The organism is Pseudomonas sp. UBA2684 (assembly GCA_002354655.1).
In the GTDB taxonomy this organism is placed as follows: domain Bacteria; phylum Pseudomonadota; class Gammaproteobacteria; order Pseudomonadales; family Pseudomonadaceae; genus Aquipseudomonas.
Genome location: DELY01000048.1, coordinates 106,846 through 129,791, shown reverse-complemented (window position 1 = coordinate 129,791; position 22,946 = coordinate 106,846). Strand labels below are relative to the sequence as shown.

20 protein-coding genes are annotated in these 22,946 nt (G+C 61.3%); 11 read left to right on the top strand and 9 right to left on the bottom strand.

Going from position 1 to position 22,946, the window contains the following annotated elements; all coding sequences use genetic code 11:
• Nucleotides 1-1,845 (bottom strand): extracellular solute-binding protein, encoded by a 1,845-nt coding sequence (locus tag B3M58_RS17065; RefSeq protein ID WP_296220891.1) that lies wholly within the window; start codon nucleotides 1,843-1,845, stop codon nucleotides 1-3.
• Nucleotides 1,842-3,671 carry an extracellular solute-binding protein gene (locus tag B3M58_RS17060; RefSeq protein WP_296221049.1) on the bottom strand — a complete coding sequence of 610 codons (1,830 nt, stop codon included), beginning with the start codon at nucleotides 3,669-3,671 and terminating at the stop codon, nucleotides 1,842-1,844. The genes B3M58_RS17065 and B3M58_RS17060 overlap by 4 nt, the downstream gene beginning before the upstream one ends.
• A gap of 146 nt (nucleotides 3,672-3,817) precedes the next feature.
• On the opposite strand from B3M58_RS17060, the gene B3M58_RS17055 reads away from it, so the two are divergent.
• The gene (locus tag B3M58_RS17055; RefSeq protein ID WP_296220889.1) at nucleotides 3,818-5,263 is read left to right on the top strand and encodes an HDOD domain-containing protein; all 1,446 of its coding nucleotides are present in this window, start codon (nucleotides 3,818-3,820) and stop codon (nucleotides 5,261-5,263) included.
• A gap of 1 nt (nucleotide 5,264) precedes the next feature.
• On the opposite strand, the gene B3M58_RS17050 is transcribed toward B3M58_RS17055, so the two are convergent.
• Nucleotides 5,265-6,818 (bottom strand): LysM peptidoglycan-binding domain-containing protein, encoded by a 1,554-nt coding sequence (locus B3M58_RS17050; protein ID WP_296220887.1) that lies wholly within the window; start codon nucleotides 6,816-6,818, stop codon nucleotides 5,265-5,267.
• A 99-nt stretch (nucleotides 6,819-6,917) separates the two neighbouring features.
• Complete coding sequence (gene gloB / locus B3M58_RS17045; protein ID WP_296221047.1) at nucleotides 6,918-7,691, bottom strand: hydroxyacylglutathione hydrolase; 774 nt, start codon at nucleotides 7,689-7,691, stop codon at nucleotides 6,918-6,920.
• 74 nt (nucleotides 7,692-7,765) lie between these two features.
• Between gloB and B3M58_RS17040 the strand changes: the two genes are divergently transcribed.
• The 7 genes from B3M58_RS17040 to nudC all read left to right on the top strand — a co-directional run bounded on the left by B3M58_RS17040 (nucleotide 7,766) and on the right by nudC (nucleotide 15,751).
• Nucleotides 7,766-8,527 (top strand): class I SAM-dependent methyltransferase, encoded by a 762-nt coding sequence (locus B3M58_RS17040; RefSeq protein WP_296220886.1) that lies wholly within the window; start codon nucleotides 7,766-7,768, stop codon nucleotides 8,525-8,527.
• Between the two features lie 38 nt (nucleotides 8,528-8,565).
• Nucleotides 8,566-9,018, top strand: coding sequence for a ribonuclease HI (gene rnhA / locus B3M58_RS17035; protein WP_296220885.1), 453 nt, complete (start codon nucleotides 8,566-8,568; stop codon nucleotides 9,016-9,018).
• Nucleotides 9,011-9,754: a DNA polymerase III subunit epsilon gene (gene dnaQ / locus B3M58_RS17030; protein ID WP_296220883.1), complete on the top strand. Its 744-nt coding sequence runs from the start codon at nucleotides 9,011-9,013 to the stop codon at nucleotides 9,752-9,754. Before rnhA ends, dnaQ begins: the two co-directional genes overlap by 8 nt.
• Before the next feature lie 138 nt (nucleotides 9,755-9,892).
• Nucleotides 9,893-12,148 (top strand): Orn/Lys/Arg decarboxylase N-terminal domain-containing protein, encoded by a 2,256-nt coding sequence (locus B3M58_RS17025; RefSeq protein ID WP_296220882.1) that lies wholly within the window; start codon nucleotides 9,893-9,895, stop codon nucleotides 12,146-12,148.
• 229 nt (nucleotides 12,149-12,377) lie between these two features.
• Nucleotides 12,378-13,190, top strand: coding sequence for a crotonase/enoyl-CoA hydratase family protein (locus B3M58_RS17020; protein WP_296220881.1), 813 nt, complete (start codon nucleotides 12,378-12,380; stop codon nucleotides 13,188-13,190).
• A gap of 50 nt (nucleotides 13,191-13,240) precedes the next feature.
• Entirely contained in the window at nucleotides 13,241-14,920 is a 1,680-nt protein-coding gene (locus B3M58_RS17015) for a ferrous iron transporter B (protein ID WP_296220879.1), read from the top strand.
• A complete protein-coding gene (gene nudC, locus B3M58_RS17010) occupies nucleotides 14,921-15,751 on the top strand; it encodes an NAD(+) diphosphatase (protein ID WP_296220878.1) in 831 nt (276 codons plus the stop codon).
• Here nudC and B3M58_RS17005 read toward each other — a convergent pair.
• Nucleotides 15,725-16,504, bottom strand: coding sequence for a TSUP family transporter (locus B3M58_RS17005; RefSeq protein WP_296220877.1), 780 nt, complete (start codon nucleotides 16,502-16,504; stop codon nucleotides 15,725-15,727). The two genes, nudC and B3M58_RS17005, sit on opposite strands and share 27 nt — an antisense overlap.
• A gap of 100 nt (nucleotides 16,505-16,604) precedes the next feature.
• Here B3M58_RS17005 and B3M58_RS17000 point away from each other — a divergent pair, with 100 nt between their 5' ends.
• Complete coding sequence (locus B3M58_RS17000) at nucleotides 16,605-17,252, top strand: hypothetical protein (protein ID WP_296220875.1); 648 nt, start codon at nucleotides 16,605-16,607, stop codon at nucleotides 17,250-17,252.
• 219 nt (nucleotides 17,253-17,471) lie between these two features.
• Here B3M58_RS17000 and B3M58_RS16995 read toward each other — a convergent pair whose 3' ends face one another.
• From B3M58_RS16995 to B3M58_RS16980, 4 genes are all read right to left on the bottom strand, one after another.
• Nucleotides 17,472-18,239 carry an SDR family oxidoreductase gene (locus B3M58_RS16995; RefSeq protein WP_296220874.1) on the bottom strand — a complete coding sequence of 256 codons (768 nt, stop codon included), beginning with the start codon at nucleotides 18,237-18,239 and terminating at the stop codon, nucleotides 17,472-17,474.
• Nucleotides 18,240-18,272: 33 nt separating this feature from the next.
• Nucleotides 18,273-19,340 carry a phosphotransferase family protein gene (locus B3M58_RS16990; protein WP_296220872.1) on the bottom strand — a complete coding sequence of 356 codons (1,068 nt, stop codon included), beginning with the start codon at nucleotides 19,338-19,340 and terminating at the stop codon, nucleotides 18,273-18,275.
• 209 nt (nucleotides 19,341-19,549) lie between these two features.
• Nucleotides 19,550-19,861: an SCP2 sterol-binding domain-containing protein gene (locus tag B3M58_RS16985; protein WP_090255840.1), complete on the bottom strand. Its 312-nt coding sequence runs from the start codon at nucleotides 19,859-19,861 to the stop codon at nucleotides 19,550-19,552.
• A gap of 59 nt (nucleotides 19,862-19,920) precedes the next feature.
• Nucleotides 19,921-20,631 carry a histidine phosphatase family protein gene (locus B3M58_RS16980; RefSeq protein ID WP_296220868.1) on the bottom strand — a complete coding sequence of 237 codons (711 nt, stop codon included), beginning with the start codon at nucleotides 20,629-20,631 and terminating at the stop codon, nucleotides 19,921-19,923.
• A gap of 214 nt (nucleotides 20,632-20,845) precedes the next feature.
• Between B3M58_RS16980 and sohB the strand changes: the two genes are divergently transcribed.
• Entirely contained in the window at nucleotides 20,846-21,865 is a 1,020-nt protein-coding gene (gene sohB, locus B3M58_RS16975) for a protease SohB (protein WP_296220866.1), read from the top strand.
• A 26-nt stretch (nucleotides 21,866-21,891) separates the two neighbouring features.
• Nucleotides 21,892-22,881, top strand: coding sequence for a YhdH/YhfP family quinone oxidoreductase (locus tag B3M58_RS16970; protein ID WP_296220865.1), 990 nt, complete (start codon nucleotides 21,892-21,894; stop codon nucleotides 22,879-22,881).
• Nucleotides 22,882-22,946 lie beyond the last annotated feature (65 nt).

The following is a 22,946-nucleotide window of genomic DNA, read 5'->3' as shown; positions in this document are numbered from 1 at the left end:
TTATTGCTCCGCGCTCGCCGCTTCGGCGGCGCTGGCGGCGGGTTCTTGCGGCTGCTCGCGCACCCACCAGGTATTCAAGCCGATGTCGTACTGCGGGGTGACCTTCGGATGTTCGAAGCGATTCCAGTACGCCACGCGCCAGGTTTTGATGTGCCAGTTGGGAATCACGTAATGGCCCCAGAGCAGCACGCGATCAAGGGCGCGGGTGTAGGCGATCAGGCTTTGTCGCGAGTCGGCGTTGATCAAGCCTTCGACCAGTTGATCGATGGCCGGGTCTTTCAAGCCGATAAAGTTGCGGCTGCCGGGGTTGTCGGCGCTGCTGGAGTGCCAATACTCGCGTTGTTCGTTGCCTGGCGAATTGGATTGGCCGAAACCGCCGACGATCAGGTCGAAATCCCGCGAGCGCAGGCGATTGATGTATTGCGAGACATCGACCCGGCGGATCACCAGTTCCATGCCGAGGTCGGCCAGGTTGCGTTTGAACGGCAGCAGCACACGCTCGAACTCGGTTTGCGCCAGCAGAAACTCGAAACTGACCGGTTTACCTGTTGCGTCGAGCATCTTGTCGCCGTCGATGCGCCAGCCGGCTTCCTGGAGCAGTTGGTACGCACGGCGCTGCTGTTCACGGATGATGCCGCTGCCGTCGGTGAGCGGTACACGGTACTCATCGCTGAATACCTGTGGCGCAATGCTGCTGCGCAACGGTTCGAGGATCTTCAGTTCGTCGGCACTGGGCAAACCGCTGGACGCCAGCTCGGAGTTGTCGAAATAGCTGCGAGTACGCGTGTAGGCACCGTTGAACAGTTGTTTGTTGGCCCATTCGAAATCGAACAGCAGGCCGAGCGCTTCGCGCACCCGGCGATCCTGGAACAGCGGCCGGCGGGTGTTGAAAATAAAGCCCTGCATGCCGGTGGGGTTATGGTTTTCGATCTCTTCCTTGATCAGTTGGCCATTGGCGACTGCCGGGCTGTCGTAGGCCGTGGCCCAGTTCTTCGCACTGGTTTCCAGCCAATAGTCGAATTGCCCGGCTTTCAAGGCTTGCAGGGCGACGGTGTTGTCGCGGTAGTAGTCGATCTGCATGGTATCGAAGTTGTAGAACCCGCGATTGACCGGCAGGTCCTTGCCCCACCAGTCCGTGACCCGCTCGTAGCGGATCGAGCGACCGGCTTTGACCTCGGCGACTTTGTAGGGGCCGCTGCCCAGCGGAATGTCCAGGTTGCCTTTGCTGAAATCGCGCTCGGCCCACCAGTGTTTCGGCAGCACCGGCAATTGCCCGAGAATCAGCGGCAACTCACGGTTGCCAGCATGCTTGAAAACGAAGCGCACCTTGCGTGGCCCTTCCACTTCGACCCGCTCGACGTCGGCGTAGTAGCCGCGGTACATCGGGGCGCCCTGGCTCATCAGGGTGTCGAAGGTGAATTTGACGTCTTCGGCGGTCACTGGCTGGCCGTCATGAAAGCGCGCTTGCGGGCGCAGGTAAAAACGCACCCAGGAGGCGTCGGCGGCTTTCTCGATTTTTTCGGCAAGCAGGCCGTATTCGGTAAAAGGCTCGTCCAGGCTATGACGGGTCAGGGTGTCGTAAATCAAGCCGATATCGTCGGCCGCTACACCCTTGTTGATAAACGGGTTGAGGCTGTCGAACCCGCCAAATCCAGCTTGGCGGAAGGTGCCACCTTTGGGGGCGTCCGGGTTCACATAGTCGAAGTGTTGATAGTTGGCGGGGTATTTCGGCGGTTCGCCGTACAGGGTCAGAGCATGTTTGGGCGCAGCGTGGGACATGCTGGCCAAGCCCAGTAACAAAATGCCGCTGCCGTGCAGCAGAAACGAGCGCAGTGGACGCATCATCGAGCGTTCTCCGTGGGTTTCAGCCACCAGGTGCGCAGCCCCAAGGTATAGGGTGGCGTGGTGACGAAGGCGAACTGGTTGCGGTACGCCAGGCGGTGATAATTGATGTACCAGTTTGGAATGGTGTAGTGCTGCCAGAGCAGAACCCGGTCGAGGGCGCGGGTTGCGGCAATCTGCTCGTCGCGGGTTTTCGCCGAGAGCAGTTTGTCGAGCAACTGGTCGATCACCGGATGGGTAATCCCCGCGTAGTTCTTGCCGCCCTTGGTTTTGGCCTGGCTGGAGTGGAAGTACAGCCATTGCTCCAGGCCCGGGCTCAAGGTTTGCGGCAAGGTCAGCAAAATCATGTCGAAGTCGAATTGGTCCAGGCGTTGCTTGTATTGCGCGCGGTCAACCGTGCGCAGGTTGGCCTGTATGCCAATGCTGGCGAGGTTTTCGGTAAAGGGTTGCAGAATCCGTTCGAGGTTCGGGTTGACCAGCAGAATTTCGAAACTCAGGGCTTGTCCCTGGTTATTCAGCAGGCGCTGCCCGGATGGCTTCCAGCCGGCATCGGCCAATAGACCGAGGGCGCGGCGTAAGGTTTCCCGCGGGATGCCACGACCATCGGTTTGCGGTATCTCGAAGGGCTCGGTGAACAGCCGCGCGGGCAATTGTTTGCGGTAGGGCGAGAGCAGCAGCCATTCGGCGCCTTCTGGCTTGCCGGTGGCGGAGAACTCGCTGTTGGGGTAGTAGCTCCGGGCCCGCGTGTAGGAGTTGTTGAACAGTGCACGGTTGGTCCACTCGAAGTCGAACATCAGTCCCAGGGCTTCGCGCACTTGCCGGTCGGCAAAGGCCGCGCGCCGGCTGTTCATGAACAATGCCTGGGTTTGCGTGGGGATCTGGTGCGGGATTTCCGCGCGAATCACCTCGCCACGGGTCACGGCAGGGAAGCGGTAACCGTTGGCCCAGTTCTTGGCCTGCTGTTCGATATAGAAGTCGAACTCTCCTGCCTTGAACGCCTCGAAGGCGACATGGCTGTCGCGGTAGAACTCCACCTCGACGCGGTCGAAGTTGTACTTGCCGCGATTGACCGGCAGCTCCTCGCCCCACCAGTCGCGCACACGCTCGAACGTCAGGCTACGCCCAGGCGTGACCTGAGTAATGCGGTAAGGGCCGCTGCCCAGTGGCGGTTCGAAGGTGGTGGCTTTAAAGTCGCGACCTTTCCAGTAGTGCTGTGGCAGCACCGGCAATTCACCCAGGCGCAAGATCAGCAGCGGATTACCCGAGCGCTTGAAGACGAAGCGAATGCGGTGGCGGTTGAGGATATCGACGCGTTTAACTTCTTGCAGGTTGGTGCGGTATTGCGGATGGCCCTCTTTGCGCAGCAGGCGATAGGAGAAGGCCACGTCGTAGGCGGTAATCGGCTTGCCGTCATGGAAGCGTGCTTGCGGGCGCAAGTTGAACACAACCCAACTGCGATCCTCGCTGTATTCCACCGACTGGGCGATTAGTCCGTAACTCGAGGCAGGTTCATCGCCCGAGGGGTCGTACTGGCCCGTACCGGCCATCAGCGGTTCGTTCAGCTCGGTGACTCCGTACTGCAGGAAGTTGGCTGTGGAAACCGGGCTTGTGCCTTTGAAGGTGTAAGGATTGAGCGTGTCGAAGGTGCCTGCGGCCATGATCCGCTGGGTACCGCCTTTGGGGGCGTCGGGGTTCACCCAGTCGAAGTGGGTAAAGCTGGCGGGGTACTTGAGTGCACCAAATTGGGCATAGCCGTGGCTTTCGCGAAGGGCCGCCGAAGCGGGAAAGCCGATGGCCAGGCTGAGGAACAGCGAGAGGAGGGGACGTATCAAGTGAAAGATCCGATCCGTGGCGGCTTTTGGGCTTCTTGTCCGGTACAGTAACAGCTTGTATCCGCTGGAAAAAGGCCAAGCCTACAGCCTGGCTGCGGCAGCATTTTGACTACACTCGAATAAACCATAATGAGGCCTTGAACTTGGGTACACGTAGCCATGGTTTGCAGTCATGGGTTGATCGATTAAACCAAGCCGAATTACCCGCCCTGGCCGCGGTGGTGCAAGATCTGCACCGACTCGCGCAACAAGAAAAATCTTCGGTGCAGCAACTCGCCGATGTTCTGTTGCGCGATGCATCGCTGACCTCGAAAGTGCTGCGCGTCGGCAACAGTGTCTATTACAACCCCTCGCAAGAACCCATCCGTACGATTTCGCGGGCCATCATGCTGATCGGCTTTGAAAATGTGCGCCTGATCGGTTTGTCGGTGAGCCTGATCGATGGCTTGCTCACCCGGGCACCGCGCGAACAGTTGCAGGAGTTGCTGGCGCGCTCGTTTCACGCCGCGGTCCAGGCGCGCAATATTGCCGGTTACGTACTGTCCAGGCACCAGGAAGAGGTGTTTATCGCGGCGTTGCTCTATCACTTGGGTGAGTTGGCGTTCTGGGGCTGTGGCGGCGAACAGGCCGACGAGTTGGCCAGTGCTTTGGCGCAGCCCGGTGTCGATGTCGACGAAGCGGTACGTAGCGTGCTGGGCACCAGCTTTCGGCAATTGACCCAGGGCCTGGTGAAGAGCTGGAACCTCGGCGCAATCGCCAGCCTGGCGCACAACACCGCCAACCATAACGACCCGGCAGTCTTTGCCGTGAACCTGGGTGCGAGGATCAGCGAGGCGGCGCTGGAGGGCTGGGATTCGCCCGCCATGGAAGCATTGGTCGAGCAGATGGCGCATTTTATCGGGGTTACGCCGCAGGAGGCCTTGCAGCAAGTACTGGCCAGTGCCGATGAAACGGTCAAGGTGGCCGCGACCTTTGGCGCCAGCAAGCTGTGCAGCCTGATTCCCAACACCGATCCCGAACAGATTCGCGTACAGCAGGAGCAACGCAAGGCGCGCTTGTTGCAGCCCAATTTGCTGACTTTGCAGCAAGCCTTGCAAGACCTCGGCTTGATGGCTTCGCGACGTGGCGATGTCGGCATGATTCTCGACACCTTGCTCAAGGGCTTGCACCAAGGCGCGGGTCTTGAGCGGGTGATGCTGGTGGTGCTGGCCGACGGACAAAGCTGTTTCCGTGCCAAGCGAGTAATCGGCGAGGGCGCACAGGGCTGGATGAGCGAGTTCTTATTGCCGGTCGAGCAGCGCGAGCAGCCGCATATCTTCAGTTACGTGCTGCGCAATAAGGAGGCGTTGTGGATGGGCGTACCCGCCAGCTACAACCTGAACGAATTGGTCACGCAGCCAATTCGCCAACGCCTGGGGCAGGGCATGTTCTTTATTGCGCCGCTGCTGGCCGGTACCCGTGAAATTGGCGTGCTGTATGCCGACAGCCGGGTCTCCGGGCGGGCCTTGAAGCACGAGCAGTTCGTCGCCTTCCAGCGGTTTACCCAGCTCACCGGACGTTGCCTGGAGGCGTTGAGCAAGCGCCCTTGAGTCAGCGCTTCAGGTGCAGGGTGAGGGTCTGTCCCGGCTTTAGCGCCTTGCCGGCGCGCGGGTTCCAGCGCTGCAGGTGCTGCATCTGCACCTTGAAGCGTTTGGCAATCAGGTACAGCGAATCGCCCTGGCGCACCTTGTAATAGGTCACGCCATTGCGCGCCTGCGCCGAGGCCGGTGCTGTGCCTTGTAGGGCGAGGGTTTGCCCGACACGCAGGTTGTTACCTTTGAGGTTGTTCCAGCGCTGTACGTCCTTGACCGCTACTTGGTGGGCCTTGGCGATTTGCCACAGGTTGTCGCCGTTCTTCACCCGGTATGCGGGTGGCGCCGTTGCGCGACTGGCCACGTTCTGGAACAGCGGCTCAGTCGGCTGTACGCCAGGCTCGGCGGGGATGCTCAGGACCTGGCCAATACGCAGGTGATTGCTGGACAGTTTGTTGATGTCGCGCAGCGTATTGACCGTGAGGTGATAGCGGTTGGCGATGCCATGCAGGCTGTCGCCCGACCTTACCGTGTATTCCTGCCAGTTCACCTGCTCCTGCGGCTTCATCAGCGACAGGTTGGCGATCAGTAAATCGGCCTTGTCGGTCGGCACAAGCAAGTGCTGCGGGCCATCCAGGGTAATGCGCTTCTTGAAGGCCGGGTTGAGCTGATAGAGCTCGTCCTCGTCGAGGTCGGCCATGGCCGCGACGCGTGACAGGTCCATGCTCTGCTTGAGTTCGACTTTCTCGAAATAGGGTGCGTTGGCGATCGGATTCAAGCTCACGCCGTAAGCCTGCGGGGTCATGACCACTTGCGAGAGGGCCAGCAGTTTGGGCACGTAATTGCGTGTCTCGGTCGGCAGCGACAGGTTCCAGTAGTCGGTTGGCAGCCCGAGCTTCTGGTTGCGCTCGATGGCCCGGCTGACGCGGCCTTCGCCGGCGTTGTAAGCGGCGAGGGCGAGTAGCCAGTCGCCGTTGAACATTTCATGCAGGCGCGACAGGTAGTTCATCGCCGCATTGGTCGAGGCCATGACGTCGCGGCGACCGTCGTACCAACTGGTCTGGCGCAGGTTGAAGTAGCGGCCGGTAGACGGGATGAACTGCCACAGCCCAACGGCGTGGGCGTGCGAGTAGGCGAAGGGGTTGTAGGCGCTTTCGATCATCGGCAACAACGCCAGCTCCATCGGCATGTTGCGCTCTTCCAGGCGCTCGACGATGTAGTGAATATAAGGGTTGCTGCGTTCACCGGCTTTTTCGACGAACGAGGGGTTGCTGACGAACCACAAGCGTTGCTGTTCGATACGCGGGTTGATGCCGATGGTGTCTTGCAACTGATAGCCGTTGCGCACGCGTTCCCAAATGTCTTCGGGTTCTTCGGCCTTGATGCTCTCGGTCAGCCATTCCGGCTCGCGTTCCAGGCCTACCGCCAGATCGGTGTCGTTGCCCTGGTCGTCAGCGGCGCCATTGCCCATGCTCTGACAGCCGGCCAAGGTTGCGCAGAACACCACCACGAGCGCACGAGCGCTTTGTGTCAATGCCTTTAAATTCAAGGTCTTGCGCGGTGATGAAGGCATTGGTTGAGGTGTTCTTCCCGGTGCGAAGGTCGGGCGATTCTAGGAACCACTTCGGGGGTGGTCAAGTTTTAACCAGTCTTTTGGGCGGTTGTCGACCTTTTAGAAGCTGTCTTTCCAGGTTCGCAGGCCGGCGAATACCTCGCTGGGCGAGCGCTTGACCCGCCCTTCATGCGCCTCGATTTTTTCTTTAACGGATGTTTCGGCGCTGCGCAGGAACGGATTGGTCGCGCGCTCCAACGCCACGGTGGACGGCAGGCTGATCTGCCCAGCCGCGCGCCACGCGCTGACCTCCTGGAGGCGTTGGGCAATCTGCGGGTTGTTCGGCTCTACCGCTTGAGCGAAGCGCAGGTTGCTCAGGGTGTATTCATGGGTGCAGTAAACCGCCGTTTGCCCCGGTAACGCCGCGAGCCGGCTGAGCGAGGCGTGCATCTGTTCGGCAGTGCCCTCGAACAAGCGCCCGCAGCCGGCGGCAAACAGCGTGTCGCCGCAGAACAGCCACTGCTGCTCGGCCTGGTAGTAAGCAATATGGCCCAAGGTGTGGCCGGGCACTTCGAGTACCCGCAAGCGCTGGCCGAGGACTTCGACGCTATCGCCTTCGCTCAACGGCAGGTCGCGGGCGGGAATATTTTCCTGAGCCGGACCGAGCACGCGGGCGCCTGTCGCGCTTTTCAGGCGCTCGACACCGCCGACGTGGTCGAAGTGGTGATGAGTGATCAGGATATCGCTCAGTTGCCAGCCCGGATTGGCGGCGAGCCAGGCTTCTACGGGCGCCGCATCGCCTGGGTCGACCACCGCGCAGCGGCGTTGCTCGAGGTCTTGCAGCAACCATATATAGTTGTCGGAGAAGGCGGGCAGGGCGTCGATCTTTAGCATGATGCGGTCGCTTAGCAGGGCATAAAGGTGCATCTTAGGCCTCATTGGCAGCGACGGCTACGCAGGTAATCCTTATGTCTGATCATCCTTTCGCCCAGGCCGATGCCGATTGGCTCAGCCTCATCGCTACGGCGCGCAACTGGTTCAGTGGCCCGCTGGGGCAGTTATTGCTGACGCAAGAGCAGCGGTTGCTGGAAGAGGAGTTGGCGCGCTTCTTCGGCGGCTACCTGGTGCATTACGGCCCGTCTGCCGATGCGCCGCCGAATGCCTCGCAAATTCAGCGCAGCGTGCGCATGGGGGCGCCATTCAGTGGTGTGGAAATCGTCTGCGAGGAGCAGGCCTGGCCGCTGACCGAACATGCCGCCGATGTGGTGTTGCTACAACACGGCCTGGATTTCAGTTTGTCGCCGCATGGCTTGCTCCGCGAAGCCGCCCGCAGCGTACGTCCCGGCGGCCACCTGCTGGTGGTCGGAATCAACCCGGCCAGTGCCTGGGGCGTGCGCCGGCTGTTCAGTCAGGATGCCTTGCGCCAGGCGCGCTGCATCGCGCCCAGTCGGGTCAGTGACTGGTTGCACCTGCTCGGTTTTGCGCTGGAGAAACGCCGCTTCGGGTGCTATCGTCCGCCGCTTTCTTCGCCGGCCTGGCAGGCGCGGCTGGCATTTCTAGAGCATTCAGGCGGCTCCTGGCAGTCGCCGGGCGGTGGCTTCTACCTGCTGGTGGCGCGCAAACTGGTCATCGGTCTGCGCCCATTACGGCAATCACGCCGTGAGCCCATGGGCAAACTAGTGCCCATGCCAGTGGCCAAGGTCAGCCGGCGCAATTCTGAGCGGCAATAGCGCCCGCCAAACGGCATTTATTAAGAGATAGGCTCGGCATGTCTGAACAGGTTGAGATTTACACCGATGGCGCCTGCAAGGGCAATCCAGGCGTCGGCGGTTGGGGTGCGTTGCTGGTTTTCAAAGGTGTGGAAAAAGAACTGTGGGGCGGCGAGGCCGAGACCACCAACAATCGCATGGAGCTGACGGCGGCGATTCGTGCCCTGGCCGAATTGAAGCGTGCGTGCGATGTGCGCCTGGTGACTGACTCGCAATATGTCATGCAGGGCATTCAGGACTGGATGCCGAACTGGAAAAAACGTGGCTGGAAAACCGCCGCCAAGCAGCCGGTGAAAAACGCCGACTTGTGGCAGCAACTGGATGAACAAGTGAACAGGCACACCGTGACTTGGCAATGGGTGCGCGGGCATACCGGCCATCCCGGTAACGAGCGCGCGGACCAGTTGGCCAATCGTGGTGTTGACGATGTAAGGAGGTTGAAACATGCGTAGCGTGGTCCTGGATACTGAAACCACCGGTATGCCGGTCGCTGACGGCCATCGGGTCATCGAGATCGGCTGCGTCGAGCTGATCGGGCGGCGCTTGACCGGGCGGCACTTCCACGTCTATCTGCAGCCGGATCGCGAGATCGACGAGGGCGCCATCGCGGTGCACGGCATCACCAATGACGATTTGAAGGACAAACCGCGCTTCAAGGAAGTCGCCGACGAGTTCTTCGAGTTCATCAAGGGCGCGCAGCTGATCATCCACAACGCGGCGTTCGACGTTGGCTTTATCAACAACGAATTCGCCCTGATCAAGCAGGACGAGCGCGCTGATATCAGCGAGCACTGCTCGATCCTCGACACCCTGATGATGGCCCGCGAGCGCCACCCAGGGCAGCGCAACAACCTTGATGCGCTGTGCAAGCGTTATGGCGTCGACAACTCCGGCCGTGACCTGCACGGCGCGTTGCTCGATGCCGAGATCCTTGCCGACGTCTACCTGACCATGACCGGCGGGCAGACCAACCTGTCCCTGGCTGGCGACGGTTCCGAGGGCGACAGCAACGGCCGCCAGCAGCCCAGCGCAATTCGCCGGTTGCCTGCCGAGCGTCAGCGCACCCCGGTGATTCGCGCCAGTGCCGAGGAGTTGGCCGAGCACGCGGCGCGTTTGGTGATCATCGAAAAATCTGCCGGGGCGCCGCCGTTGTGGGTGCAGCTGGAGCAAGCCAAAGCCGACGTCTGACGGCCCGTGCTGCGCGTCGAGTTATCGGCGCGCGACCTTTTCGTACAGGGTCAAGCCCAGGGGGTTCCGCCCGCGGGGGCGAGCCTCTACCCTGAGGCGATAGGCAGGCTCGGGTCTGCCACCTTCAGGGACGCCACAATGTATAAAGACCTCAAATTCCCCGTCCTGATCGTGCACCGCGACATCAAGGCCGACACCGTGGCCGGTGATCGGGTGCGCGCCATCGCCCAGGAATTGGAGCAGGACGGCTTCAGCATTCTGTCCACCGCCAGCTCCGCCGAAGGGCGCATCGTGGCGTCGACCCACCACGGGCTGGCCTGCATTCTGGTGGCCGCCGAAGGCGCGGGGGAGAACAAGCACCTGCTGCAAGACATGGTCGAGCTGATTCGTATCGCTCGGTTGCGGGCGCCGCAGTTGCCGATTTTTGCCATTGGCGAACAAGTGACCATCGAGAATGCGCCCGCCGAGGCGATGATCGACCTGAATCAGTTGCGTGGGATTCTCTACCTGTTCGAAGACACCGTGCCGTTTCTCGCCCGTCAGGTCGCCCGCGCCGCGCGCAATTACCTGGATGGCCTGCTACCGCCGTTTTTCAAAGCCCTGGTGCAGCACACCGCACAGTCCAACTACTCCTGGCACACGCCGGGCCATGGCGGCGGCGTGGCCTATCGTAAGAGTCCGGTGGGGCAGGCGTTTCACCAGTTCTTCGGCGAGAACACCTTGCGCTCCGACTTGTCGGTATCGGTGCCGGAGTTGGGCTCGCTGCTCGATCACACCGGGCCCTTGGCCGAAGCCGAAGCCCGCGCCGCGCGCAACTTTGGCGCGGATCACACCTATTTCGTGATCAACGGCACGTCGACGGCCAACAAGATCGTCTGGCACAGCATGGTCGGCCGCGACGACCTGGTGCTGGTCGATCGCAACTGCCACAAGTCGATCCTGCACTCGATCATCATGACCGGCGCGATCCCGTTGTACCTGTGCCCGGAGCGTAACGAGCTGGGCATCATTGGACCGATTCCGCTGAGCGAATTTTCCCGCGAGTCGATTCAAGCGAAGATCGATGCCAGCCCGCTGGCCCGGGGCCGTGCGCCGAAGGTCAAGCTCGTGGTGGTGACCAACTCGACCTACGATGGCTTGTGCTACAACGCCGAGCTGATCAAACAGACCCTCGGCGACAGCGTCGAGGTGCTGCACTTCGACGAGGCCTGGTACGCCTATGCGGCGTTCCATGAGTTTTATGCCGGCCGCTATGGCATGGGCACCTCGCGTGAGGCTACCGGCCCGCTGGTGTTCAGCACCCACTCGACGCATAAGTTGCTGGCGGCGTTCAGCCAGGCGTCGATGATCCACGTGCAGGATGGCGGGGTGCGCCAGCTAGACCGCGACCGTTTCAACGAAGCCTTCATGATGCACATTTCCACCTCGCCGCAGTACGGCATCATCGCTTCGCTGGATGTGGCCTCGGCGATGATGGAAGGCCCGGCCGGTCGCTCGCTGATTCAGGAAACCTTCGATGAGGCGCTGAGCTTTCGCCGCGCGTTGGCCAACTTGCGGCAGAACCTCAAGGTTGATGACTGGTGGTTCAGCATCTGGCAGCCGCCTCAGGTTGAAGGCACCGAAGATGTGGCGACCGGCGATTGGTTGCTGCAGCCGCAGGCGGACTGGCATGGTTTCGGTGACGTCGCCGAGGATTATGTGCTGCTCGATCCGATCAAGGTCACCCTGGTGACGCCCGGCTTGACGGCTGGCGGCAAGCTCGATCAGCGGGGAATTCCGGCGGCCGTGGTCAGCAAGTTCCTCTGGGAACGCGGCCTGGTGGTGGAGAAGACCGGCTTGTATTCGTTCCTGGTGCTGTTCTCCATGGGCATTACCAAGGGCAAGTGGAGCACCTTGCTGACCGAGCTGCTGGAGTTCAAACGCAGTTATGACGCCAACCTGCCGCTCACCGTGGCGCTCCCGTCGATAGCCAAGGCGGGCGGTGCGCATTACCACGCGATGGGCTTGCGTGATCTGTGCGATGCGCTGCACCGCTGCTACCGCGAAAACGCCACGGCCAAAGCGCTCAAACGCATGTACACGGTGTTGCCGGAAGTCGCCATCAAACCGGCGGATGCTTACAACCAATTGGTTCGCGGTGAGGTCGAGGCCGTGCCCATCGACCAGCTCGAAGGGCGCATCGCCGCCGTGATGCTGGTGCCTTATCCGCCGGGTATTCCCCTGATCATGCCGGGCGAGCGGTTTACCGCGCAGACCCGTTCGATCATCGATTACCTGGCCTTCGCCCGCACCTTTGATCGCAGCTTCCCTGGATTTGATGCCGATGTGCACGGCCTGCAACGCCAGGAGGGTGCCGACGGAGCCAGCTACACGGTCGATTGCCTCAAGAGCTGAGTCTGCCGGCTGCGGCGCAGACCCTGCAAACTGCGCTGTGGCCGCGGCAGTATCCTCGGTAGATCAAGTGGTTAACGCCAACACCCAAGGTGATGCTTAACGCGATGACGTGTCCTGCGTCACAGTGGCTGGCATCGACATTTATGTCGTCCTTGTTATAGTTGCGCGGTTGTAATCATAAGAATATTTCTATGCGCGTCTGCGCCATCTGCCGCTGAGGATGACTGCCGTGTCCGACTACAAAGCCTTTCGTGTCGAGTTGGCAGATAAGATCGCCCATGTGGTGATCAATCGCCCGGAAAAAGTCAACGCCATGAACGCCGACTTCTGGGCGGAGATCATCGAGATCTTCCGCTGGATCGAGGCCACCGATGAGGTGCGGGTAGTGGTGCTTTCCGGGGCGGGCAAGCATTTCTCGTCGGGCATCGACCTGATGATGCTGGCGCAGGTTGGCAGCCAGTTGGGCAAGGACGTCGGCCGTAATGCCGAAGCGCTGCGGCGCAAGATTCTCGAACTGCAAGCCTCGTTCAATGCCGTGGACCAGTGCCGCAAACCGGTGCTGGCGGCGATCCAGGGCTACTGTTTGGGTGGCGCCATCGACCTGATTGCTGCGTGTGACATGCGTTACTCGACCGTCGACGCGCAATTCTCGATCAAGGAAATCGACATCGGCATGGCCGCCGACGTCGGCACCTTGCAGCGTCTGCCGCGGATCATCGGCGATGGCATGATGCGCGAGCTGGCCTTCACCGGGCGCAGCATCGACGGCAACGAGGCGCGTAGCATTGGCCTGGTCAATCGTACCTACGGCGATGCCACGGCACTGCTCGACGGGGTGATGGAGATTGCCCGTGAAATCGCCGCAAAATCGCCGGTTGCGGTGCGCGGCACCAAACACATGATTCGCTACATGCGCGACCACCGGGTCGACGATGGCCTTGAGTACATCGCCACCTGGAACGCGGCGATGTTGCAATCGGCCGACCTGCGTGTGGCGATGGCGGCACATATGAGCAAGCAGAAGCCGGAGTTCGCCGACTGATGCATTGCCCGCAACTGTCTTTTCTACCGGCGCGGGAGGCGCAATAGCTCATGGTTTCTGGAGCAACGTCCCTTAGCTTGGTGCGCGACGAGCTGTTCACCACGATAGAGGAGGCTGAGTCGAGCCTCGAACAGTTCATCGCCGAGCGGCACAACGGCAGCCTCTTGCAGCAGGCGGTGGAAAACCTGCAGCAGGTGCGCGGCACGCTCAACTTGATTGAGCTGGCGGGGGCCGAGTTGCTGGCCCAGGAAGTGCTCGACCAGGCCACCGATATTCCCGCCGGTGCCGGCGAAGAGCGTGATGTGCAGCTCTCGGCGCTGAGTAATGCGCTGCATGTGCTGCGCCGCTACCTGGAAAACGTCGACGCGCACCGCCAGGAAATGCCTGAGCTGTTGCTGCCGGCGATCAACGATTTGCGCCAAGCCGGTGGCCAGCCGGCCTTGCCCGAGAGCTTTTTCTTCAGCGTCCGCCTCGATCATGCCCGCCCACGCAGCACGCCTGTGGCTCTGGATGCGGCGGCCAAGGAAATCGAAGGGCGTCGTTTGCGTCACATGTATCAAGTTGGCTTACTCGGCTTTATCCGTGAGCAGAATCCACAAGCCAGTCTGAAGCTGATGGGCCGCGCCATGGGCCGGCTGGACAGTCTGTATGCCAATGAGCCGCGCGGCCGTTTGAGCTGGATTGGTGCAGCGGCGCTGGAGGCGCAGGTCGACGGTCAGTTGCTGGCGCGCAAGTCGCGCAAGCAGCTGTTCTCGCGGATCGATCGCGAGCTCAAGCAGATGCTCGGCAATGGTCAATACGAGGCGCCGCGTAGCCTGCTCAAAGAGCTGCTCTACCTGGTGGCCTTGGCGGATAGCCGTGGCCCGGTCGCCACCCCGGTGCGCGAGCTGTTCGGCCTGACGCCGCTACCTTTCACCGATCACCTGCTGGAAGAGGAATACCAGCGCTTGGCTGGTCCGGGGCAGGCGGTGATGCGTTCGCTCAGTTCGGCGATTCGCGAAGAACTGGCCAGTGTCAAAGATATGCTCGACCTGATCGAGCGCGGCACCTTGCAGGCGGACAACCTCAGCAACCTGCATGCCTTGCTCGGCAAGCTAAGCAAGACCCTGGGCATGGTCGGCCTCAGTTCGGCCGGCAACTCGTTGAGTGCGCAGTTGCAGACGGTCGCCGGGTGGAGCGAAGAGAGCCCGCCGCAGACCCAGGAGTTGCTCAAGCTGGCCGATGCGGTGCTCTATGTCGAAGGCATGGTGGCCAGCCTGGAGCGCGGCGAGCGCCGCGATGCGCGCGCGGTGCAAGCGCAGCCGGGTCATGAAGCGGAGTCTTTTGCCTACCACCAACTTAACGAAGCACGCATTGTCGTGGTCGACGAAGCCCAAGCCGGCCTGGCGCTGGCCAAACGCGCGATCACCGCGTACCTGGAAGCCAGTGGCGACCGCATGCACCTGTCCAACGTGCCGTTCAGTTTGCAGGCGGTGCGCGGTGGTCTGTGGTTTCTCGGCCAAGAGCGTGCGGCCCTGCTGGTCGGCGCCTGTGCCGAATACATCCAGAAGCAAATGCTCGAGGCGCCGCAGATGCCTTCCGAGCAGATGCTGGAAACCCTTGCGGATGCCTTGAGTAGCCTCGAATATTACTTGGAGGCCGGCGCCGTGCTGCGTCCGGAGACCCAGCCCAGTGTGCTCGACCTGGCCGCCGAAAGCGTGCGTGCCTTGGGCTTGCCGGTGGCGGCTTAAATGAGCTCGCGCTGGCAGCCAGCAGTGCTCGACAGCCAGCAATCGGGTGGCTGGGTACTGGCGCACTGCAAGCAGCATTTTCTCGCCGACAGCAACGGCGTGTTGTTTCCACGCGAATGGTTGAAAAAACAGGATCTGCCGATCCTCGCCGAGCACGGCCTCGGCCATTTCGACGGCGATGCGATCTACCTGCTGGAGCTCGATCAACCCGTCGAGTTGCCGGGCTGTCTCTGGCAAAGCCTGCGGCAGTTCATGCTGCAAGGCGATGCCGATACCTTCAAGCTGCTCAGCTACGCCACGCAAATTGGCACCTGGGCGCGCCAGCATCGCTTCTGCGGCAGCTGTGGCGGCCCTACACAGCATTTTGCCGGCGAAAGGGCGCTGCATTGTCCGCGCTGCGAGCTACACCATTACCCGCGCCTGTCGCCGAGCATGATCGTGCTGGTGACCCGTGGCGATGAGATTCTTCTGGCGCGCTCGCCGCGTTTTGTCCCCGGTGTCTACAGCACCCTGGCCGGCTTCGTCGAGGCTGGTGAATCGGTGGAGCAGTGCGTGCAGCGCGAGGTGCGTGAAGAGGTCGGGGTCGAGGTGCAGAACGTGCATTACCTCGGCAGCCAGGGCTGGCCGTTCCCGCATTCGCTGATGCTCGGTTTCCATGCCGAATACGCCGGCGGCGAGATCGTCATGCAAGCGGACGAGATCGAAGATGCGCAGTGGTTCAGCGTGCACCAGTTGCCACCTTTACCGGCGGCGCGCTCGATCGCCCGCTACCTGATCGATGTCTATGTGGCGCGCCGTCTGGGCTTAGCCGAGCCAGTGCTGCCAGGCTAGCCGCGCGGTCAGCGCCAACACCACCAGGATGAACACCGGGCGGATGAATTTCGAACCGCCCTTGATCGCCGTGCGCGCGCCAAGAAACGCGCCGGCCATCAGGGCCAGGCCCATGCAGATCCCCAGCAGCCAGGCGACTTGCCCGCTAATGATGAAGATCGACAAGGCGCAGGCGTTGCTGACGAAGTTCATGCTGCGGGCCACGCCGCTGGCGCGCACCAGATCGAGCGGGTAGAGCAGCAGGCTGCTGACCGTCCAGAACGCGCCTGTGCCGGGGCCGGCCACGCCATCGTAGAACCCCAGGCTGAGGCTTTGCGGCCACTGGCGGACGCGCGGAATAGGGGCGTCCGGGTTCAGCGGCGCGTCCGGCGTGCGGCCGAACAGCAAGTACAGGCCGCAGGCGAATACCACCGCCGGGAGCATCTGGTTGAGCCATTCGGCGGGTAGCCACTGGGCGATGGCAGCACCGAGAAACGCGCCGATGGCAGTACCGATCAAGGCATTGCGCCATTGCGCCGGGTCGAACAACTTGCGCCGGTAGAAGGTGTAGCTGGCGACCGCTGCACCGAAGGTAGCGCTGAGTTTGTTGGTGCCGAGTACCAGATGCGGCGGCAGGCCAGCAGTGAGCAGGGCTGGAATGGTCAGCAGACCGCCACCGCCGGCGATGGCGTCGATAAAGCCGGCAATAAAGGCCACCAAGGCCAGGATCGCCAGTGTCGTGGGGTCAACGGCGAGCTCAAGAGGGAAGGGCATAAAAAAGACGACCTGTGTCCGATTGCGCAGCGATCTTGCTGTTCGGGGGCGAGACAGCTGCGCATAATGCCGGCATTTTCACGCAGAAGGAATCAAGCCAATGCAGTACGACGGTCTGGCCTGGGCAACGGCGTTGTTGGCAGTGCTGGCGGTGTGGGTCGCGGCACGTATTCTGTTCAACAGTCAGTGGTTTATGGGTTGGTTACGCGGCACCTGTGGCCTGGCTTTCCTCGCGCTGGCCGGGCTGATTGGCCTGGCGGCCTATGACCTGTACAGCTATGCGCCGCTGCCGCAAGGCAAGCCACTGCTGACCCTGAGCTTTCAGGCGCAAGGTTCCGGCTACCGGGTCAATCTGCTGGAAGGCAGCCACGAGCGCAGCGTGATCCTCGAAGGGGATCTCTGGCAGTTGGATGCGCGCCTGCTGCAATGGAAAGGCTTGGCCGCGTTGATCGGCTTGCAGCCAGGCTACCGTCTGGAAAAACTCTCGGGGCGTTTCCTGTCCATCGAGCAACAAACCTTGGCCCAGCATGCCCAGGCCGATCTGGCGGAAAGCCCGTACGGCATCGATGTGTGGCGCTGGTTGCGCCTGGGCCAGCATGACCTGTTCATGTTCGACCCGCAGGCGCGACGCGTCACCTACCTGCCAATCGCCGACGACGCCGTTTACAGCGTCAGCCTGACGCCGACGGGGTTACTGGCGCAGCCGATGAATCAAGCGGCCAATCAGGCCATGCAGGATTGGCAGTAAGCGCTGCGCCTACAAAGCAAAAAAGGGACCCGTAGGTCCCTTTTTCATGGCTCTGTACCCGTTAACTGTTGATGCAGACCGCCGTCACGTGGGAGCGGCTTTAGCCGCGAAAGATCTTCAGTTTTCAAAGATTTTCGCGGATAAATCCGCTCCCACAAAAGCGCGGTTTCTCCTGCAACACGTAACCGGGACATAGCCTTTGTCGTGTGCAACGCTTTATCAGGAAAGGAAGCCGCCATCGACATTCAGCGACACACCGGTGGTGTAGCTGGAGGCATCGCTGGCCAGGTACAACACTGCGCCGGCCATTTCGCTCGGGTCGGCGACGCGCTTGAGCGGGATACGTTGCAGGGCGATATTGAGAATCGCGTCGTTCTTGGTCAGTGCTGAGGCGAACTTGGTATCGGTCAGGCCTGGCAGCAGGGCGTTGCAGCGAATGCCGAACTGCGCGCATTCCTTGGCAAAGACCTTGGTCATGCTGATCACCGCGGCCTTGGTCACCGAGTAGATGCCCTGGAACTCGCCCGGCGAGACGCCGTTGATCGAGGCGACGTTGATGATGCTGCCGCCACCGTTCTGCTTCATCAGCTTGCCGCCTTCGATGGACATGAAGTAGTAGCCGCGGATGTTCACGTCGACGGTTTTCTGAAAGGCCGACAGGTCGGTGTCCAATACGTTGCAGAATTGCGGGTTGGTCGCGGCGTTGTTGACCAGAATGTCCAGGCGGCCGAATTGCTCGCGGATTTGCGCGAAGACGTTCTGGATCTGCTCCATTTCACCGATGTGGCAGGCAATCGCAGTCGACTTGCCGCCAGCGGCGACGATCGCATCGGCAACCGCTTGGCAGCCGTCGAGCTTGCGGCTCGAGACGATCACATGGGCGCCTTGCTGGGCCAGCAATTTGGCGATGGATTCACCGATGCCACGGCTGGCACCGGAGACGAAGGCGATTTTGCCGTCGAGGTCGAACAGTTGGGTCTTGGACATGCGGTTCCCCTTGTCTGAATGCGTTAGGCCGGATTACAGCTGCGACTTGTTGATGACCTGCAGGCTCATCTGCTCCAGCAGCTTGTTCATCTGAATGAACTGCGCGAAGCGTTTGTCCTGGGTTTGCCCGTGGTAATAGCGGTAGTAAATCTGCTGCACGATGCCGGCCAGGCGGAACAGGCCGTAGGTGTAGTAGAAGTCGATGCTGTTGATTTCGATGCCGGCGCGCTCGGCGTAGTAGTCGGCGAACTGCTGACGGGTCAGCATGCCCGGTGCATTGCTCGGCTGACGGCGCATCAGTTGTACCGGTGGCGGATCGCCGGCTTCGATCCAGTAGGCGAGGGTGTTGCCCAGGTCCATCAGCGGGTCGCCGATTGTGGTCAGCTCCCAATCCAGCACGCCGATGATCTGGCTCGGGTTCTGCGGGTCGAGGATCACGTTGTCGAAGCGGTAGTCGTTGTGCACGATTGCCGGTTTGTGGTGATCGGCGGGCATCTTGTCCTTGAGCCAAGCCTTGACCGGTTCCCACAGCGGCGCATCGGGGGTTAGGGCTTTCGCATAGCGGTCGCTCCAGCCACCGATCTGACGCTGTACGTAGCCTTCCGGCTTGCCCAGGTCGCCGAGGCCGCAAGCCTGATAATCGACGTTGTGCAGTTCGACCATCTTGTCGATAAAGCTTTTGCACAGGGCGCGGGTTTTATCGGCGTCGAAGTTCAGCTCAGTTGGCATGTCCGAGCGCAGGATGATGCCGTTGACCCGCTCCATGACATAGAACTCGGCACCGATCACCGATTCGTCGGTGCAGTGCACATAGGCTTTCGGGCAATAGGGAAAGCCGGCGTTGAGCTGGTTGAGGATGCGGTACTCGCGGCCCATGTCGTGCGCGGATTTGGCCTTGTGACCGAACGGCGGACGACGCAGGACGAATTCTTTGTCAGGGTATTCGAGCAGGTAGGTCAGGTTCGATGCGCCACCGGGAAACTGGCTGATGCGCGGTTCGCCACTCAGGCCGGGGATATGCGCCTTGAGGTAGGAGTCGATGATCGCCGCGTCGAGCTCTTCGCCTTCGCGGATACGAGTGGACTGGTCAGTAAGCGCCATGCTTATCCCTTCTACTTATGATGGGTGCCCGAGATTATTGGTTAATCTAATGCTGCACCCTGATCATCACAAGCAATACGCGCCGTTATAGGCGGGCGTGTTGCCACACAATCAGGTTGCCTGATTGATCATTGAAGCCCAGTCTGCGGACGAAAAAAAACCGGAGTCCAGGACTCCGGTTTTCTTTGTGTTCAGTGTTGGCCTGTCGCTTAAACCGGGAACAGTTCGCCCAGTTTCATGGCCAGCATCATGTCGCCTTCGGCGCGCAGCTTGCCGGACATGAAAGCCTGCATGCCATCGGTTTCACCGCTGGTGATGCCTTTCAGGGTTTCGGTGTCCATGATCAGGGTCACGTTGGCGTTGGCGTTGTCGCCTTTCTCAACGGCGCAGGTGCCGTCCTTGACGATCAGGGCGTAGTTCTCGCCGTCTTCGATGTTGAACTGGAACACCAGATCCAGGCCGGCAGCGGCACCGGCGTTGAACTTGGACTGCATGGTATTGACGATGTCTGCAACGCTCATGGTTTCTTCCTTTATTTTCAGGTTTTTCTAGCGCCCGTATGGGAGCAGTGGGCCGGCACTCAGCGATAGGTGATGAGTTCCGGCGTCTTCAACAGCTGTAAATGCACATGGCTGTTGAAGGAAGCCAGGCTCACTTGGTTGCCGCGAAACTTCAGGCAACTCAGTGAGGTGTTGACGATTTGCCAGTTCAGCTCGAAGGCTTGGGCCGGCGGCACGCCAGTGATCAGGTGGAGCAGGGCGGTGATGGTGCCGCCGGAGGTGAATACCGCGATGTTCTGCTTGCTCTCGGCTTGTTCGAGCAGGCGCAGCAGGCCGCCTTGGACTTGTTCGACGAAGCCCTGCCAGCTCTGCAGGCCAGGCTTGTCATGCTCGCCGCTGATCCAGCGGCCAATCAGGCGGGCGAACAGGCGCTGGAATTCGGCACGGTTTTGCGCGGCATTGCGCAGCACGTGCAGGGCTTCGGGTTCTTCGGGGAGTAGGTCCGGGAGCAGGGCGCGGATCACCGCATCGGCATCGAACTCGTTGAAGGCTGCGTCAATTTCCAGTGCGGGCGCTTGCAGGCCGGCACGGGTCAGCTGGGTCAATGCGGCAGTAGCAGTGTGTTGTTGGCGGCGTAGATCGCCGCTCACGCTGCGGTCGATGCGCAGACCCAGCTGGGCCAGGTGCGCGCCCAATACTTCGGCCTGGCGAATACCAATGGGCGATAGCACATCGTAGTCGTCGGCACCGAATGAGGCTTGGCCATGTCGAATCAGGTAGATGCTGCCCACGTCCGCTGCGATCCCGGTACGTTGAAAGTTTCGCGAGGGTATGAGGATCGCTGGGGACTGTCAACGAAAAAACATACGCTTGTTTGAATTAGATCCGTACGACTAATGGCGCCACACCAGGTAACTGGTCGTCGACCAGTGGCGCCGGTATGCTTGGGTGCTGAGCGCGCCCCTCGACACCGGGCGCTGGCATGCATAAATGAGGGGGAATGGCGTGGAGTTTCTTGCTGAGTACGCGGGCTTTCTGGCCAAGACGGTCACCCTGGTGGTGGCCATTCTGATCGTGCTGGTAGCGCTGGCGGCGGTGCGCGGCAAAGGCCGGCGGGTTGCGGGACAGTTGCAGGTGCACAAGCTCAATGATTTCTACAAGCAGCTGCACCAGCGCTTGCAGCAAGCCGTGCTGGACAAGGATCAGTTGAAGGCGGCGCATAAGGCGGACGGCAAGGCCGCCAAGCTGGCCAAGAAGGCCGGCGTGCATAAACCGCGGGTCTATGTGCTGGACTTCGACGGCGACATCAAGGCATCGGCCACCGATAACCTGCGCCATGAAATCACCGCCGTGCTGAGCCTGGCCACACCGCAGGACGAAGTGGTGCTGCGTCTGGAGAGCGGCGGCGGCATGGTGCACAGCTACGGCCTGGCCTCCTCGCAGCTGGCGCGCATTCGTCAGGCTGGCGTGCCGCTGACCGTGTGCATCGACAAGGTCGCGGCGAGTGGCGGCTATATGATGGCGTGCATTGGCGAGAAGATCATTTCCGCGCCGTTCGCCATCCTGGGTTCGATTGGCGTGGTCGCCCAGCTACCTAACGTGCACCGTTTGCTGAAAAAGCATGACATTGATTTCGAGGTGCTCACCGCTGGCGAGTACAAACGCACCCTGACGATTTTCGGCGAGAACACCGAGAAGGGACGGGAGAAGTTCCAGGAGGATCTGGAAACCACCCATGAACTGTTCAAGAACTTCGTGGCCCGCTATCGCCCGCAGTTGGACATCGACGGCATCGCCACGGGCGAGGTCTGGCTGGGGCTTGCCGCATTGGATAAGCAACTGGTGGATGAGTTGCAGACCAGCGACGAATACCTGGCCGAGCGGGCCAAGGAGGCGGAGTTGTTCCACTTGCATTACGCCGAGAAGAAAACCCTGCAGGAGCGCGTTGGCCTGGCGGCCAGCGTGGCATTGGATCGCTTTGCCCTGAACTGGCTGAGTCGCCTCAACCAGCAGCGCTTCTGGTAATCCGCTTTCGACTAGAGGAGATGAAAATGACGACATTCATGGCATTGCAGGCTCGCGAAAACGCTGCCGGTGCATTCGAGCAGGTGCTGGTTCAGCGCGATACCCAGGAGTTGCCGGCGGGCGAGCTGTTGATTCGCGTCAAATACTCCTCGTTGAACTACAAGGACGCGCTGTCCGCCAGCGGCAACCGTGGGGTGACCAAGCTCTTCCCGCATACCCCAGGCATCGATGCGGCTGGGGTGGTGGCGGCCTCCAGCGTTGCCGAGTTCGCGGCCGGCGATGAAGTGATAGTCACCGGCTACGACTTGGGCATGAATACCGCCGGCGGTTTTGCCCAGTACATCCGTATTCCCGCCGCCTGGGCGCTCAAGCGGCCGCAAGGCTTGTCGCTGCGTGAGGCCATGGTACTTGGCACTGCGGGGCTGACTGCCGCGCTGTGCGTTGACAAGCTCGAGCAGGCCGGCGTGACGCCAGATGCCGGCCCAGTCTTGGTCACGGGTGCCACCGGCGGTGTCGGCAGTGTCGCGGTGGCCTTGCTGAGTCGGCTCGGCTATCGCGTGGCGGCCTCTACCGGCAAGGAGGCGCAAGGCGAATTTCTCAAGGGCCTGGGCGCCGAGCAAATCGTGCTGCGTGACGCTTTGCTGGAGGGCAGCGAGCGGCCAATGCTTAAGGAACAATGGGCCGGTGCGGTGGATACCGTGGGCGGCGAGATTCTGTTCAATGTGGTCAAGGCGTTGCGCTATGGCGGCAGCGTGGCGTGCTGCGGGCTGACCGCGGGCGTCGGTTTCAAGGGCAGTGTGCTGCCGTTCATCTTGCGTGGGGTGAATCTGCTGGGAGTCGATTCTGTCGAGTTGCCGCTGGTGGTCAAGGCCTCCATGTGGGACAGGCTATCGCTGCAGTGGAAGCTCGATCTGGAGGCGCTGGTGACTGAGGTCAGCCTGGAGCAATTACCCCAGGCGATTGATCAGATACTCGCCGGCAAGCTGGTCGGCCGGGTGCTGCTGCGGGTGGACTGAGGTGTAGGTTGCGCCCGGCATTGACGCCAGCCTGCCAGCCACAAACGAAAAAGCCCTGCGTATGC